Raw genomic sequence first — 14210 nt, 5'->3', positions numbered from 1 at the left:
TCCGGCCGCGCCGTTCGCGGCCGGACACCGGCTTCATGTCTGGATGGCGTACAGGGTTTGGTCGCTGCTGCCGACGTAGATCACGTCGCCCGCCACCGTCGGGGAGGAGTGCAGTTCGGAGCCTGTGCGGAAGGCCCAGCGCTTCTTTCCCGTCCGCCCGTCCACCGCGTACAGATTGCTGTCGAAGCTGGGCACGTAGACCACCCCGTTCGCCACGGTCGCGGCGGCGAGGACACTGTTCTCGGTTTCGAAGGCCCAGCGTTTCTTGCCCGTCGCGGCGTCCAGCGCGAACAGGTACTCGATGCTGTCGCCGACGTACACCGTGCCGTCGGCCACAGTCGGCGCCGAGAAAGAACGGTAGCCGGCCAGCATCTTGTATTTGATGCCGGTGCGGGACCACCGCTGCTTCCCCGTTGCGGCATTCACCGCGTACAGGCGGTTGCTGGAGATGTAGACCAGGCCGTCGGCAACGGCCGGGGCGGAGTTTATGCCGTCGTGCATGGGGAAGGCCCAACGTCGTTTTCCCGTCCTGGCGTCCAGCGCGTAGAGATGGTTGTCGTCACTGCCGAAGTACACGACACCGTTCGCCACGACCGGCTGCTCCGTCACCGAGCCGTCCTTGCGACAGCGGAAGCTCCATATCTTTTTGCCCGTCACCGCGTCCACCGCGTAGAAGTGCTCGTCGCTGCTCCCGACGTAGACGACACCGTTCACCACGACCGGCGACGCGAATGTTGATCCGTCGGTGGCGAAGGCCCAGCGTTTCTTGCCGGTTGCGACGTCCACCGCCCACAGGCCGTTGTAGTAAGTGCTCACATAGAGCAGATCGCCCACGACGACGGACGTCGAGTAGAGCACACTGCCGGTGTCGAGGGACCAGCGCTGCTTGCCCGTGGCGGCGTCCAGCGCGTACAGATTGCGGTTGTTGCTGCCGAAGTAGACGACGCCGTTCGCAACGGTCGGCTTCGTCTGCACCTTTTCGCCGGTATGGAAGGACCAGATCTTTTGGCCCGGCTCGCGGGGGGCCGGTGGAGCGGTGGTACGGGTGGGCTTCCGCGCGGACGGCTGGAGGGCGGAGGGCGAGCCGGCGGACCCGGACCCCCTGTCGGCGGTCTTCCAGAGCGCGACGGCGAGTCCGGCGGTGGCTGCCGTACCTGTCACGGCGAGCAGGACGCTGCGCCGGGAGAGGGGCGGGGGCGGAGGAGTCGGGTCGCCGGGGCTCGGTGCGGCAGGGGCGGCGGTCCGGGTGGGCGCGTCGTGCAGGGCCGGGGCGGTGGCCGGAGAGGGGTCGGTCGCGGCGGGTGCCGCGGGCGCGGCAGGCATCCGAGCCGGTCCGGACGCGGCAGGCATCCGCGCCGGTTCGGTCGTGGCTCCGTGCGGTGCGACGGGTATGTCCGGCGCGGTCGGGGTCGGTGCTGCCGCGACAGGCGCGGGCGTCGGGACAGGGTTGCGGGGCAGCGGGGTGGCGGCCTTCGCCCGGACCAGCCGGTCGACCTCGTCGGGCATCCAGCCTGGCTCCGCGAGCAGGGGCGCCGCTTCGGCCGCATCCCCCTCGCCCGAAGTGGTCATCCGGTGCAGCAGATCGGCCACGGTCGGCCGCTGGTCGGGCTCCTTGGCCAAGCAGGCGGCCACGATCCGGCGCAGTTCCGGCGGAAGGGCGTCGAGGTCGGGCTCCTCGTACACGGCGCGGAAATGCAGGGCGTGGGGGGTGCCGGTGCCGAACGGGCCGGTGCCGGTGGCGGTGTGGGCGAGTACCGCGCCGAGCGCGAAGACGTCGCTGGCGGGCCCGACGGACCGGCCGGTGAGTTGTTCCGGGGACATGAAGCCGGGCGTGCCGATCGTCATGCCGGTGTGGGTCAGCGCGCTGGCCTCGCTCGCTGTCGAGATGCCGAAGTCGATCACTCGGGGGCCGTCGGGGGCCAGCAGGACGTTGGAGGGTTTCAGGTCGCGGTGCACGACGCCGGCGGCGTGGATCGCCTCCAGGGCCTCCGCCAGACCGGCGCCGAGTGCCAGCACGTGCTCGGCCCGCCACGGCCCGTGCCGGGCAACCGCCTCGCCCAGCGACACACCGGACACGTAGACGGTCGCCAGCCAGGCCGGGGAACCGTCGGGTTCGGCGTCGACGACCCCGGCGGTGAAAGCCCCGTTCACCCTGCGGGCCGCCGTCACCTCACGGGCGAAGCGCCGCCGGAAGTCCACGTCCCGGGCCAGCTCCGGACGTACCACCTTCAGCGCGACCGGGCGGCCACCGGGCGAACGTCCCAGATACACCTGCCCCATGCCGCCCGCGCCGATCCGCGCCACGATCCGGTACCGCCCCACCTGCCGCGGGTCCTCCGGCTCCAGCCCGTCGAACACGGCCCCTCCTCTGCGAACGGCGCAGCCCTTCCAGGCACTGACAGCGCATCATGCCAGAACGGGTCGGGGTGGGAGAGGGAAGCACCGACGGGGCCACCGGGGCTCAACTTCCAGTCGGTACCAGCCATTTGTCCACCTGATCCGCGCGGCCCACCCGGAGGGAAGTGCTGTGGTGCCCGTCGTTGAACGGACGACACCTGCGGGGTGATTCCCGGATGTGATTGAGGTTCTCCCGACGGAGACGGAGACGGAGATCGTTTCTCGTCCCGGGCGAGCCGGTCCGATGCCTGCTCAGCCGGGATCGCGGCTCGACGGAGCGTCGCGGATCATGCGTATGTTCGGCAGTTTCCCTCGCCAGAGCTCTCGTTCACCGGTGGCCTTGAATCCGTGGCGCTGGTAGAAGCGGATCGCGCGCTCGTTGTAGTCGGTGACCCACAGGCGCATGGGTGCACTCCCCGCCCAGGTGAGGAACTCGCCCATCAACCGGCCTCCGGTGCCTCGTCCCTGGGCTTCGTCCAGCAGGTACATCGGCCCGAGGGAGACCACCTCGTCCCGGCGGCCGCACAGGAAGCCGACGATCTCCGTCCCGGAGCGGACGACACGGCAGAACAGCAGGTCCGGCCGGCTCCCTGCCGCCTCGATGAACTCTCGCCACTGGGCGATTCCCCCCGTGGTGGCGGAGAAGCCGCGGTGCTCACGGATCCAGGGCTCGTCGATCCCCGCTTCCGCGCAGGGATACGTCTGCAGCCAGACCCTCAACTGCAGGAGGCCCAGGGACGAGGCGTCGTCGGCACGAGGGGATTCGATCACGTGGGTCATGGCGGCCATCCTCGACGAAGCGCGCCGAGCGCTTCGCGCGATTTTCGCGATCCCGTCTTCACAGGCCTGCGGAACGCTTGGCGCGGGCAGCCGGGCAGCCGGGCAGCCGGGCAGCCGGGCAGCCGGGCAGCCGGGCAGCCGGGCAGGGGACGGGCAAACGGGCAGAGCCCGGGACAGGTTTCGAGACCGGAGTCCGGGACCAGGTTTCGGGACCGGGGTCTGCGAGCGGGCCAAGTGGGCGTCCTTTCATGACACTTCATGACATAGCGCCGTAGAGGTCACGTTACGACGGCGTTATGGACACGACTCGGCGGTCGGCCCCGCCGGGAGCGCGAAACGGGAACGATCATGGCGGACACGTGCAGGTCTTATGGAGGAGGCGTACGTGTTCGGCAAGGCAGCGCGCATGGTCCGGCACCTGGAGGCGACGGGAGTCGGGCTGCCGTCGGACCACGCGGTCGTGATCGACGCACCGGACGCACGCGCCACCGACGCCCTGGCCGCCGCCCGCCGTGGTGCGTACGCGCCGGCCCGTGTGCTCCTCGCCGCCACGCGTGAAGAGGCCGACTGGACCCTGCGGAACGAGTCCGTGCGCGCCCTCGCCGAAATCGCCGTGGACGACGCGGCGTGGCTGGACGCCTGGCGGGCCGAGTCGCCGGACGACCCGGACGCCCTCGTCGTCGAGGCGTTCCGGCGGATCGACGAGGCGGGGAGGGTCCGTACGGGCGCGTACGCGAAGGACGTGTCCGAGGACCGGTTCCGCGCCTTCTTCTCGCTGCTGGACGAGGCGCTGCCGGTCATCGAGGCGGCCGTGGCGGCCAACCCCGGCGACCCGGTCCCGTGGTCCGCGGCCCTGGCCCACTGCCTCGGTGCCCAGGCGCCGCGCGAGGTCTTCGACGACTGCCTGGGCCGGGCGCTCGGCTGCGGACCCCACCACTTGCCCACCCACATCCAGGCCGTGCAGTTCCTCTCCGCCAAGTGGTACGGCAGCCACGGGGAGATGCTCGACCACGCGGCCCGCGCCGCCGCCGACGCCCCGCAGGGCTCCCCCGTCCGTGCCCTGGAGGTCGTGGCGCTGACGGAGGTCGGCATCGAGGCGGACAGAGGGGGGAAACGCCGGGGCAGGAACGGCGGTCAGGGGGCTCCCGGCGCCGACCGGATCGACGAGATCATCGCCACGGCCCAGGCGTACTCCGCGTCGCGCCCGCCCGAGGACCGTGCTGCCCGCCTGGTCCGCAACCACCTGGTGTGGGCGCTGAACAGGCAGGAACGCTGGGCCGAGTCGCTGGACGTCTACCGCTCCATCGGGCGGTACGCCACCGAGTACCCGTGGGCCTACGCAGGGTCCCCCCTCCAGGCGTTCCTGCACTTCCGGGACCACGCCCGGTCCCGGCTCGCCGCCTCCGTCCCCCGCAACGGCACGGTCCCCGCCCCCGCGGTGCCGCTGCCGGAGTCCGCGCTGACGCAGGCGCCACGGGAGATCGCGTACGTGCCCGCCTCGCCGCAGCGCGTCTCGCAGGAGCTGCTGCTGTGCGGGGCGACCGTCCGGCTCGCCCCGGCCGGACGGTGGACGCTGATGGAGGCGGCCCCGTCGCAGGAGACACCCGGCAAGCGCGGGCGCCGCGCGACGCTGCTGCGCCTGGACGGACTGGCGAGGGTCGCGGAATCCGCGTTCGGCGCCGATCGGCTGACCACCCTGGTCGCCCACTGCGAAGGGGACGACTCCCGGGCCCTGACCGTCGTCAGCAAGGGCAGTACGACCGCCCGGCACCGGTGGGCGGGGCCCGGGGCGACGCCGTCGCAGGAGGTCGCGCAACGGCACGCGGAGCTGTTCGTCGCGGCGGCCGGCGACGGCGACGCCCGCGAGGTGGCGCGGCTGCTGCGCGACCCGGGCGAGCCGTCGGAGCTCCTGATCCGCACCCTGGCCACGCTGGGCCTTCCGCCGCTCCCGGTCGGCTTCGGCGAGCGTTCGGAGGTCCTGGAGGGCGTCCGCGGGGCCACCGTCCACCGGGCCCGCTCGCTGTGGCAGGGCATGAAGGACTTCATGAGCGACGACACCGATCCGAACCCGCCGCTCCAGCTCGACGGCCGGTAACGGGAGGTTCCGGAACGACTCCGGGACGCCCCTGGACGGACCCGGCGGCCCGGTCGTCGGCGCCGTGGTCATGTGCCGACCGCCCCCGTGCGTTGCCCCCGCTGTGCCCTCCGGTACCTGGCCCGGCCGCCGTGTCTCGGGTGTGCCAGAAGGAACCGTTTGCCCACAGGGGGAAGGTCGCATGCGCGCCGAAGACCGGGCCAGGACCGGGAGAGACGCCCTAGTCGTGCCGGGCGAAGACCTCGCGGAGGGTGAGCAGGGCCGCTTCCTTCTGCTCCTCGTCCTCGTACAGGCCGTCCTCGTCCCGCACCGCCACGACGGTCTCCGGGGTGAAGTCCTGGCCGAAGCGGCAGGGGTTCAGGCAGTAGCCGAAGCCGGAGTCGGTGAACAGGTCCACGTCCTCGCCGTCCTCGCTCCCGCAGTACTCCGTCAGCCCCTCGGACACGTGCCAGTGGGTGCCGTCGTACCAGAAGACGCCGCCCGCGTAGTGGATCGTCCGGCCCGTACCGGAGTCCGTGAGGTTCAGCGACTCGTAGTTCTCGGGCCGGTCGCGGACCAGGGCGACGAGGGACTCGGGGACGCCCTTGTAGAAGGACTCCTGGAGCTCGTAGTCCTCCTCGGCGTACAGGTTCAGGTCCGACTCGTGGTCGAACGTCAGCAGCAGCGCGCGGCCGTCCTCCGTGAAGTACCAGACCGCGGACTGGCCGCCGCGGTCGTTCCAGGCCAGGCGGTGCGCGCCGGGCACCGTCACCGGTGCGACCCCGGCGAGTTCGTCCATGACGGCCGCGCGGCGCCGCACTTCCGGGAGGGGCGTCGCTGCCAGGGCATCCCACATCGCGTTGCTCATTCCCGCAGGGTATCCACCGCCTGTGACACGGACGGGCGGTCCGTCATGGAGATCGCGCGAGAGGTGGTGGCCGCCACCGGCTGGGTCGGGCCGCACGCCGCCCGCAGGCCGTGATGGCTCCGGACCGGTTCTGAACAGTTCCGAACAGTTCCGAACAGTTCCGACTGGGCTTTCCCCGGGCCCATTTGAGCGCCCCGAGCTTCGGGAGCCGAGCTTCGGGTTTCGAGGCTCGGGGAAGGGGCTGTTCACTCGTCCGGGGGTACGGGAGGGGGCTCGGGGCCGGGGCTTGAGCTTCGGGATTCGAGGGGCGGGATTCGAGATCCGGGGTTCGAGCTGTGTAGTTCAAGCGGTTGGTTTACCGGTTGGGGTTGGGAACCCCCCTCCCCTCCCCGACCCGTAACGGCCAGCAAGTATGACTAGTCGTGACCGACTTGCGGCGGAGAGTCGTGGCTGTCTACGGTGCCGAACGTAATGACCCCGGACGCGGTGTTGGAGCACCGGCCGGGGTCTGACCCCAAGATCGATCGAGAGGCGACGATCCTGTGGCTGTTTCAGACCTTAGCTCTGCCCTGTGTGCGTCCGCATCCTCACGCGCCCATCCGAAGGCCCGACCGGGTTACGGGAAGCGTTCCGTGCCGGAGCAACGTCCGCCGCTCGAAGGTGATTTCGCATTCCTGCCCGAGCGGGAACGCCACATCGCGGGCTACATCGAAGCGCTGCCGGACGGCGCGGTGATGGACATCAAGTCACTGGCCAAGGTCCTGCCGCTGTACGGCCAGATGGCGGTGAGCAGCGCGTTACGGGCCCTGAGCGTGGCCGGTCACCTGCGACGCGTCCGGGAGCTGAACGGCGAGGGCGACCAGGTCCGTTGGGTCACCCGCACCTACTGGTCACGCAACGCCCACGACAACGAATGGTGGGGCACCTTCCTCACCGCCGAGGCCACGCCCGTACCGGAGCCCACGCCCGTACCGGCAGCAGCGCCCGTTCCCGTTCCCGTGCCGGTTCCGGTTCCGTTTCCGCAGCAGCGCACCGAAGAGCCGCAGCCGGAGCGGGAGTTGGAGCCCCAGCCGGAGACGGAAGAGAGCGAAGGGAAGCGGCCTTCGCGGGCGTTCATGGCCCTGGCGCGGCTGGGTCGTGCCGATGCGAGGCTGGCGCTCTCGGCGGCGGACTGCGCGGAGCTGGAGCAGCTGGCGGCCGAGTGGTTCGAACGGGGCGTGGGCGCCGAGTACCTGACGGGCGCTCTGACCGCCGGACTCCCCGATGCCGTCGGCTCGCCCTTCGGGTTCGTACGCCGCCGCCTGCGCGACAAGCTCCCGCCCCGCATGCCCGCCCCCACGCCCCGACCCGCGTCGGAGGCACCGCTGCGCCGGATGATGGTCGAGTGCACCGAATGCCGCACACCCGGCCGCCCCGAAGCGTTCATCGACGGCCTGTGCAGGCCCTGCCGCCAACCCGAACCGTCACCGCAAGGCCGTCCGCCCCGCTGATGGTCGGGCGCCCACTGTCCTGTCGCACCGAAGCCGACGAATTCTCACCGCTCCGCATTCCGCGTCCGGGACAGTACCTGGTCGGTCACAGCCGTGCGGCCGTGCGGACCAGGTCGGCCAGGGCGAGGGAGCGGCTGTGCGCGGGCCAGGCGATGTGGGTCACGACGGGAGGCGCGTCGGTCAGGGGGACGGCGGCGTGCTCGGCCCACAGCCAGGAGCGAGCGGAGTCGGGGACGACCGCCACGGTGCGTCCGAGAGCGATCAACTGGGCCAGCTGCGTCTGGTTGTGGATCTCGGGGCCCGGACCGGGTGCGTAGGTGCCGTGGGTGGGCCACCGGGCGAGCGGCAGATCCGGGACATCGCTGACATCGGCCAGGGACAAGGTCTCGCGGGCGGCGAGCGGGTGCCCGGCAGGCAGGATGGCGATCTGCCCTTCGGTCGTCAGTGCCTCGCTGTCGAACCCCGCGAGGGAGTTCCACGGCGCATGCATGAGCGCGACATCGGCACGTCCGTCGCGCAGCAACTCTTCCTGCTCGCACGGACCGCACAGCAGCACCTCGATCTCGGCACTGCCGGGCTCGGCCGCGTAGGCGTCGAGGAGCTTCCGCAGCAGTTCGTGCGACGCGGCGGCCTTCACCGCGAGGACCAGCCGGCCGTGGGGGCCGCCAGGGCTGTCGGCACCGCCCGCGCGCCGGGTGCGGCGAGCGGCGGCAGCGGTCGCGTCGAGGGCCGCCCGGCCCTCGTGCAACAGCACTTCTCCGGCACCGGTCAGGCGGACACCGCGGCGGTTGCGCTGCAACAGGCTGACCCCGAGGCGCCGTTCGAGCTGCTGGATCGCCCGCGACAGCGGCGGCTGGGCCATGCCGAGACGCTCGGCGGCGCGTCCGAAGTGCAGTTCCTCGGCGACAGCCACGAAGTACCTCAACTCGCGGGTCTCCAGGGTGTCCACGGCCGCAGCATACGCGGTGATACCCGGAGGGTATGACAGGGCACCGTATCGGTGTTGGCCGCGCCACTCGTCTGCGAGCCAGCATCATCGGCATGAGCGAAACGATGATTGCGCTGGTGACCGGCGCGAACAAGGGCATCGGGTACGAGATCGCGGCCGGGCTGGGCGGCCTCGGATACCGCGTGGGCGTGGGAGCCCGCGACGCGGCCCGGCGCGAAACCGCCGTCGGAAAGCTGCGCGCCGTCGGCGTGGACGCGTTCGGGGTACCGCTGGACGTGACCGACGACCGGAGCGTCGCTGATGCCGCGGAACTGATCGAACGGCTGGCCGGGCGTCTGGACGCCCTGGTCAACAATGCCGGTGTCTCGGGCGAGATGGGCCCGGGGTGGGTGCAGGACCCGACCGCGCTCGATCTGGAGGTGCTCCGCACGGTCGTGGACACCAACGTCATGGGTGTCGTCCGGGTCACCAACGCGATGCTGCCGCTGTTGCGGCGCTCGGCCTCGCCACGCATCGTCAACGTCTCCAGCAGCGTCGGTTCCCTGACCCGGCAGTCGGACCCGGACACCGAGATCGGCCCGATCATGGCGGCCTACGCACCGTCGAAGTCGTTCCTCAATGCCCTCACCGTGCAGTACGCCCGGCAGTTCGCCGATACGAACATCCTGATCAACGCCGCCTGCCCGGGTCTGGTCGCGACCGACTTCACGGGCTTCCAAGGGCCCCGCACCCCTGAACAGGGCGCGGCCACGGCGATCCGGCTCGCCACGCTGCCCGACGGCGGCCCGACCGGCTCGTTCTTCGAGGACGACGGCGTCGTCCCCTGGTGATCACGAACTCGCCGCGTGCCTCGTCGCCGCACTGCGCGCGGCCTCCGAGGGCCTGCCCTACTGACGCGATCCCGGGACCGGCCCACCACCGGTGTTCCCGGCGTCCGCCCGGGTCCTCGTGGACGGGCGGGGCCTGCCCCGCCCCGGCTCCCGCCCGGCCCCGCCGGGTGGTTGGGAGGATGGTGGCATGGTGACGGATCAGACGTGGTCGGGGCTTCACGCCGACCTGCGGGCGGCGAAGGCGCTCGTGTACGACCCGAGCGGTTTTGCCTGCTCACTGCCGGTGCCCGAACCGGAGGGCGCCGAGTACGCGGCCCATGTCTTCACGCTCGACGGCCTCTCGGTCCGGTTCCGCGCGGCCAGGACCACCCCGAAGAAAGCGGGCCAGTTCGTCACCGTGTGGCAGCGGTCCGAGGAAGGGCCGATCCGGCCCTTCGACACCGACGACGGGGTGGATCTCTTCGTCATCAGCAGCCGGGACGACGACGGCTTCGGGCAGTTCGTCCTCCCGCGCGAGGCACTGGTCGAGCACGGCATCGTCTCCCGCGACGGTTCCGGCGGGAAGCGGGGCTTCCGCGTCTATCCGCCATGGGTGACCACGACCGGTCGGCAGGCCGCTGCCACACAGGCATGGCAGGTGAAGCACTTCCTCCACCTCGGCGAGGACGGGCCCGCCGATCCGGCCCGCGTCCGCGCCCTCCACCACCCGTAGCGCCTGCCCGGCATGATCCAAATGAGAGACCCTAGCTGCCGGTCGTGCCGTCGAGCATCTCGCGCAGGATGTCCAGGTGGCCGTTGTGGCGGGCGGTCTCCTCGGTGAGGTGGAGGAGGATCCAGCGCAGGTCGACGTGGAGGCCGTTGCGGATGGTTCCCTCGGCCCGCTTGCCCAGGTCGTTCGCGGCGACCAGTTCTCGGTAGCGGGCGCTCTGTTCGGCGTACTCGTCGAGCAACTGCGCGAGAGGGAAGTCGACGGCGATGCGCATCTCGCGGTCCGGGTCCTCATCCGTCATGGGGGCCCGGTCTTCCTCGCCGAGGAAGACCACCTGGAACCAGTAGTACTCGACCCAGCGAAGATGGTTGATCAATCCGCTCATGGTCATCAGCGGTGAGCCCGGCAGGAGCGCCTTTCGGGCGTTCTCCGCGGAGACGCCATCGCACTTGGCGCGGGCGGTGTCCCGTGCGTAGTCGAGAAACGTGGTGAGCTGGGTGCGCTCGTCCCACGCGGACGGTGTGTCGTCGATTCTTGTCATCGCGCGAAGCGTCCCCGATCACCGCGGCCGATGTCGAGGCGTTTATCGGCGGCCCCACCTGCGCCGGACAAGCTCCTTGCCCGGCGGAACCCGCGACGGCGGTCAGCCGCACCACGCCAGGAAGTCGCCGATCAGCTCCGGTGGGTTGGCGGCCCTGGTGGCCTCCTCCTCCCAGCCCGGCTGGTCCATGTCGAACACGACGACGGGCAGCGGGCGGCCGAAGATCCTCTCGACGGCGCCGCTCTCGTTGAGGTGGCGGCCGAGGTCGATGACGGCGTTCTGGAAGTGGAGTTGAAGGCGCTCGGCCTTGGCGGCGAGCTCGGCGTCGTCCAGCAGCCGGTCGAGATCGAACTCTCCGTCGTGCCAGAGGCCGAGGCGCCTTGCCTCCTCCTCGTACAGCACGCCCCCGGCCGGGTCCTCGGGGACGTTGCCGAGCCTGTCAAAGCCTTCAAGGAGCCAGAAGGCGTAGTTCCAGCGCACCTCCTGCGGGTCGGCGCCGTCCTTGCGCGCCTCCTCCTCGTACCGGCTTTCCGTGTTGTGGCCGATGTCCACGAACGAGCGGCGGTCATCGGCATCGAGGCGCCAGACGTTGAAGGCGAGGACGTAGGTCTCGGCCCTCAACTCCTCGGGCATGCGCTCCAGGATGCCGATGCTCGCCCGCCGCAGATGGGCCTGGAAGGTCTTCGGTTCTGTCACGGCGACAGCGTCTCATTCGCCGGTCCTGACGGGTCAGGAAGCCTTGACGGACTCCACGAACGGCGTCCACGCGGACGCGTTCACGACGAGCACCGGCCCTTCGGGGCGCTTGGAGTCGCGGACGGGGACGATGCCGGGGTGGCCGTCCGCGACTTCGAGGCAGTTGCCGCCACTGCCGTTGCTGTGGCTGCTCTTGCGCCAGCGGGCGAACTCCTCGGCTACTTCGAGGCACTCGCCGCCGCTGCCATTGCTGTAGCTGCTCTTGCGCCAAGTAGCCAGGTGGAGATCAAGACCGATGCTGGCCATTCCGGTACTCCTCAGCCGCCTTCTCGATCAGGTCGAGGGACACCTCCGGCGGCAAGGCGGCGGCCCTCAGTCGATCGTATGCCTTGCGGTACTGCATCATGAGAGACGGATCATCGATGGTCTGGCCGTGATAGGGGCCCTCGGTGTAGAGCAGTGATGGCTCGTCGTCGAAGTCCATGAAGAAGAGTGGCATCTCGGCGAACGGTCGAGTTGGGCCGTTCCACGGCAGGATCTGTGTGACGATGCGGCGGCGTCGAACCAGAGCGGCGATGTGCTCCAACTGTTCCGCCATTTCCTCGGGCGGAATGATGGGGTGACGCACCAGAGACTCGTCCAGAACAGCCCAGTACTCGGGTTTTTTGGGGTTGTCGAAGAGCTGGGCCCGTTCCAGCCGGGCGACGATTTTGGCTTCGACGCTCTCCGGTTCCTCCAGGGGGTGCGTGGAGCGGATGACGGCATGTGCGTACGACCTCGTCTGGAGCAGTCCTGGGAAAAGGGCGTTGGACCAGTGACTGATGGTTCGGGCCCGGGTCTCCGCCTCCACCACCGGGGCGAAGGACGGGGCGTGCGCCCCTCGCCTGGACTTCTGCACGTCGTCGCAGCCGCGCGCGAAGTAGCCGTCCGTGCCGAACACCCGGTCCGCGTGCTGGGCGAGGTCCAGGGGGATGCTGCGGTTGCCGCGTTCGATCTCGCTGAGGAGCGAGATTCCGTAGAAGCTGGCCTCCGAGAACTTCTCCAGGGTCAGTCCGGCTTTCTCCCGCTGGTAGCGGAGTTCCTTGCCGTAGAACTGCGGGACGCCTGCCGAGCCGTCGATCTCCTTGCGCGTAGCCACCGTTGACCACCTTTCACGCCGTGCTTTGTGAAGCGGGAAACCCTTTCAAGGTAGAGGTCCGTGCGGCAGCGTGTGAGGTGTTCGTCACAGTGTGCAACGAAAGGTGTACGGCTCCTCATGAACGACAAGCCCGACGGCAGGCACGACAACAGGCACGACGGCACGTCCATGCACGACATCCCCACCTACGACGTCGGCGCGGCCATCGACGCGTTGCGGGACGCGCTCGCCGCGCACGGCATCACCCTGCCGTCGCTCGGGGTCGATCCGCTGACCCTTGCCGGGTGGACGACCCGGCCGCCGTTGATCGCGCTCGGCAACTGCAACGCGGGCACCGCGCACCGGCTGGCCGAGGTGTTGCGTTCGGCGGCCGGGGGATGAGCCCGTTGCCGGTCGCGCTGGACCTGATCGCCGTGCCGAAGGCCGTACCGGAGGTGCGGCGGACCCTGCGGGAGCGGTGCGGGGGTGCGGATTCGCCCGATCTGCTGCTCTGCGTGAGCGAGTTGCTGACCAATGCGATCGTGCACCTCGGGGAGGGGACGCCGGTGACGCTCCGGGTCAGCGGTACGTGCACGGGGCGGGTACGCGTCGAGCTGAGCGATCCCGAGCCGGGCGCCTGGCCGGTGATACGGAGTGCGGCGGGCGGTGACGAGTCGGGGCGGGGGCTGGCGCTCGTGGACGCGCTGGCGTTGCGGTGGGGCGTCGAGCAGGGGCCGCGCGGCAAGACGGTCTGGTGCGAACTGCGGGCCCCCGGTCCGTCCGCCGGTCCGTCCGCCGGTCCGTCCTCCGGCGAAGGACGGACCGGCGGAACGGGTCAGCGCAGGGTGAGCGAGGTCTCGGAGTCGACGCGGGTCAGCTTCTCCGGGTTGCGCACGTAGTAGAGGCCGGTGATGTGGGCGTCCTCGATCCGGAACGCCACGACGCCGTCGATCTCGCCGTCCAGGCGCAGCAGGAACGCCGGGCTGCCGTTGGCCAGGGTGGGATCGATGGTGATCGTCTCGGTGACCTTCCGGGTGCCGCCGACGAGGTAGCGGGCCACCTTGTCCGCACCGATGATCGGCCGCCGGGACGCCTGCTTGACGCCGCCGCCGTCGCCGAGGAGGACGACGTCGGGGGCGAGCACGTCCAGGAGGCCCTGGAGGTCCCCGGTCTCCAGGGCGCGCCGGAACGATTCCACCGCCGCCCGGGACACGCTCGCCGAGACCGCCGCACGGGGGCGGCGGGCGTCGACGTGCCGGCGGGCGCGGTGGGCGATCTGGCGGACGGCCGCCGGGGTCTTGTCGACGGCGGCGGCGATCTCGTCGTAGTCGACGTCGAAGACCTCCCGCAGCACGAAGACCGCGCGCTCCGTCGGCGACAGGGTCTCCAGGACGAGCATCAGGGCCATCGACACGCTCTCGGCGAGTTCGACGTCCTCGGCCACGTCCGGCGCGGTGAGCACCGGTTCGGGAAGCCAGGGGCCGACGTACGCCTCCTTGCGGCGCGACAGCGTGCGCAGCCGGTTGAGGGCCTGGCGGGTGGTGATCCGTACCAGGTAGGCGCGTCGGTCGCGGACCTGTTCCAGGTCGACCTCGACCCACCGCAGCCAGGTCTCCTGGAGGACGTCCTCCGCGTCGGCCGCCGATCCGAGCATCTCGTAGGCGACGGTGAAGAGTAGGTTGCGGTGGGCGACGAATGCCTCGGTCGCCGGGTCGGTGGTGGCGATCTCGTCGTGGTCGCCGCGGTCGTCGTTCACGTC

Annotated in this window: 15 protein-coding genes; 6 read left to right on the top strand and 9 right to left on the bottom strand. The window is 70.6% G+C overall.

Annotated elements, in window-relative coordinates; translation table 11 throughout:
* Positions 1–33 precede the first annotated feature (33 nt).
* Both ABZZ04_RS07070 and ABZZ04_RS07065 read right to left on the bottom strand, forming a co-directional pair.
* Positions 34–2358 (bottom strand): serine/threonine-protein kinase, encoded by a 2325-nt coding sequence (locus tag ABZZ04_RS07070; protein WP_356931159.1) that lies wholly within the window; start codon positions 2356–2358, stop codon positions 34–36.
* 291 nt (positions 2359–2649) lie between these two features.
* Positions 2650–3177 (bottom strand): GNAT family N-acetyltransferase, encoded by a 528-nt coding sequence (locus tag ABZZ04_RS07065; RefSeq protein WP_356931158.1) that lies wholly within the window; start codon positions 3175–3177, stop codon positions 2650–2652.
* A gap of 385 nt (positions 3178–3562) precedes the next feature.
* Between ABZZ04_RS07065 and ABZZ04_RS07060 the strand changes: the two genes are divergently transcribed.
* Positions 3563–5272 carry a hypothetical protein gene (locus tag ABZZ04_RS07060; RefSeq protein ID WP_356931157.1) on the top strand — a complete coding sequence of 570 codons (1710 nt, stop codon included), beginning with the start codon at positions 3563–3565 and terminating at the stop codon, positions 5270–5272.
* A 220-nt stretch (positions 5273–5492) separates the two neighbouring features.
* Here ABZZ04_RS07060 and ABZZ04_RS07055 read toward each other — a convergent pair whose 3' ends face one another.
* Positions 5493–6119, bottom strand: a complete 627-nt coding sequence (locus ABZZ04_RS07055; protein ID WP_356931156.1) for a hypothetical protein — start codon at positions 6117–6119, stop codon at positions 5493–5495.
* Between the two features lie 542 nt (positions 6120–6661).
* Between ABZZ04_RS07055 and ABZZ04_RS07050 the strand changes: the two genes are divergently transcribed.
* The gene (locus tag ABZZ04_RS07050; RefSeq protein ID WP_356931155.1) at positions 6662–7609 is read left to right on the top strand and encodes a MarR family transcriptional regulator; all 948 of its coding nucleotides are present in this window, start codon (positions 6662–6664) and stop codon (positions 7607–7609) included.
* A gap of 85 nt (positions 7610–7694) precedes the next feature.
* Here ABZZ04_RS07050 and ABZZ04_RS07045 read toward each other — a convergent pair whose 3' ends face one another.
* Positions 7695–8558 (bottom strand): LysR family transcriptional regulator, encoded by an 864-nt coding sequence (locus tag ABZZ04_RS07045; RefSeq protein WP_356931154.1) that lies wholly within the window; start codon positions 8556–8558, stop codon positions 7695–7697.
* A gap of 92 nt (positions 8559–8650) precedes the next feature.
* Here ABZZ04_RS07045 and ABZZ04_RS07040 point away from each other — a divergent pair, with 92 nt between their 5' ends.
* On the top strand, positions 8651–9388 hold the full coding sequence (locus ABZZ04_RS07040) for an SDR family oxidoreductase (RefSeq protein ID WP_356931153.1): 738 nt from the start codon (positions 8651–8653) through the stop codon (positions 9386–9388).
* 187 nt (positions 9389–9575) lie between these two features.
* Positions 9576–10100: a MepB family protein gene (locus tag ABZZ04_RS07035; RefSeq protein WP_356931152.1), complete on the top strand. Its 525-nt coding sequence runs from the start codon at positions 9576–9578 to the stop codon at positions 10098–10100.
* 31 nt (positions 10101–10131) lie between these two features.
* On the opposite strand, the gene ABZZ04_RS07030 is transcribed toward ABZZ04_RS07035, so the two are convergent.
* From ABZZ04_RS07030 to ABZZ04_RS07015, 4 genes are all read right to left on the bottom strand, one after another.
* Positions 10132–10638, bottom strand: coding sequence for a DinB family protein (locus ABZZ04_RS07030; RefSeq protein WP_356931151.1), 507 nt, complete (start codon positions 10636–10638; stop codon positions 10132–10134).
* 102 nt (positions 10639–10740) lie between these two features.
* Positions 10741–11334, bottom strand: coding sequence for a hypothetical protein (locus tag ABZZ04_RS07025; protein ID WP_356931150.1), 594 nt, complete (start codon positions 11332–11334; stop codon positions 10741–10743).
* Between the two features lie 33 nt (positions 11335–11367).
* Complete coding sequence (locus ABZZ04_RS07020; RefSeq protein ID WP_356931149.1) at positions 11368–11640, bottom strand: DUF397 domain-containing protein; 273 nt, start codon at positions 11638–11640, stop codon at positions 11368–11370.
* Positions 11621–12472 (bottom strand): helix-turn-helix transcriptional regulator, encoded by an 852-nt coding sequence (locus ABZZ04_RS07015; RefSeq protein WP_356931148.1) that lies wholly within the window; start codon positions 12470–12472, stop codon positions 11621–11623. Before ABZZ04_RS07015 ends, ABZZ04_RS07020 begins: the two co-directional genes overlap by 20 nt.
* A 168-nt stretch (positions 12473–12640) precedes the next feature.
* Between ABZZ04_RS07015 and ABZZ04_RS07010 the strand changes: the two genes are divergently transcribed.
* Together ABZZ04_RS07010 and ABZZ04_RS07005 are read left to right on the top strand one after the other, a co-directional pair.
* Entirely contained in the window at positions 12641–12853 is a 213-nt protein-coding gene (locus tag ABZZ04_RS07010; protein ID WP_356931274.1) for a hypothetical protein, read from the top strand.
* Positions 12850–13350, top strand: a complete 501-nt coding sequence (locus ABZZ04_RS07005; RefSeq protein WP_356931147.1) for an ATP-binding protein — start codon at positions 12850–12852, stop codon at positions 13348–13350. The genes ABZZ04_RS07010 and ABZZ04_RS07005 overlap by 4 nt, the downstream gene beginning before the upstream one ends.
* Here ABZZ04_RS07005 and ABZZ04_RS07000 read toward each other — a convergent pair.
* Positions 13287–14207 carry an RNA polymerase sigma-70 factor gene (locus ABZZ04_RS07000; protein WP_356931146.1) on the bottom strand — a complete coding sequence of 307 codons (921 nt, stop codon included), beginning with the start codon at positions 14205–14207 and terminating at the stop codon, positions 13287–13289. The two genes, ABZZ04_RS07005 and ABZZ04_RS07000, sit on opposite strands and share 64 nt — an antisense overlap.
* Positions 14208–14210 lie beyond the last annotated feature (3 nt).

Origin of the sequence: Streptomyces sp. NPDC006435, assembly GCF_040612315.1 — a bacterium.
Classification (GTDB): domain Bacteria; phylum Actinomycetota; class Actinomycetes; order Streptomycetales; family Streptomycetaceae; genus Streptomyces.
Note: the sequence above shows the minus strand (reverse complement) of the source record. Positions and strands in the feature narration are given on the sequence as shown.

Coding starts and splice junctions, on each gene's coding strand:
- ABZZ04_RS07040 (WP_356931153.1), top strand. CDS start 8,651: ATGAGCGAAACGATGATTGCGCTGGTGACCGGCGCGAACAAGGGCATC.
- ABZZ04_RS07065 (WP_356931158.1), bottom strand. CDS start 3,177: ATGACCCACGTGATCGAATCCCCTCGTGCCGACGACGCCTCGTCCCTG.
- ABZZ04_RS07005 (WP_356931147.1), top strand. CDS start 12,850: ATGAGCCCGTTGCCGGTCGCGCTGGACCTGATCGCCGTGCCGAAGGCC.
- ABZZ04_RS07020 (WP_356931149.1), bottom strand. CDS start 11,640: ATGGCCAGCATCGGTCTTGATCTCCACCTGGCTACTTGGCGCAAGAGC.
- ABZZ04_RS07055 (WP_356931156.1), bottom strand. CDS start 6,119: ATGAGCAACGCGATGTGGGATGCCCTGGCAGCGACGCCCCTCCCGGAA.
- ABZZ04_RS07010 (WP_356931274.1), top strand. CDS start 12,641: ATGCACGACATCCCCACCTACGACGTCGGCGCGGCCATCGACGCGTTG.
- ABZZ04_RS07030 (WP_356931151.1), bottom strand. CDS start 10,638: ATGACAAGAATCGACGACACACCGTCCGCGTGGGACGAGCGCACCCAG.
- ABZZ04_RS07035 (WP_356931152.1), top strand. CDS start 9,576: ATGGTGACGGATCAGACGTGGTCGGGGCTTCACGCCGACCTGCGGGCG.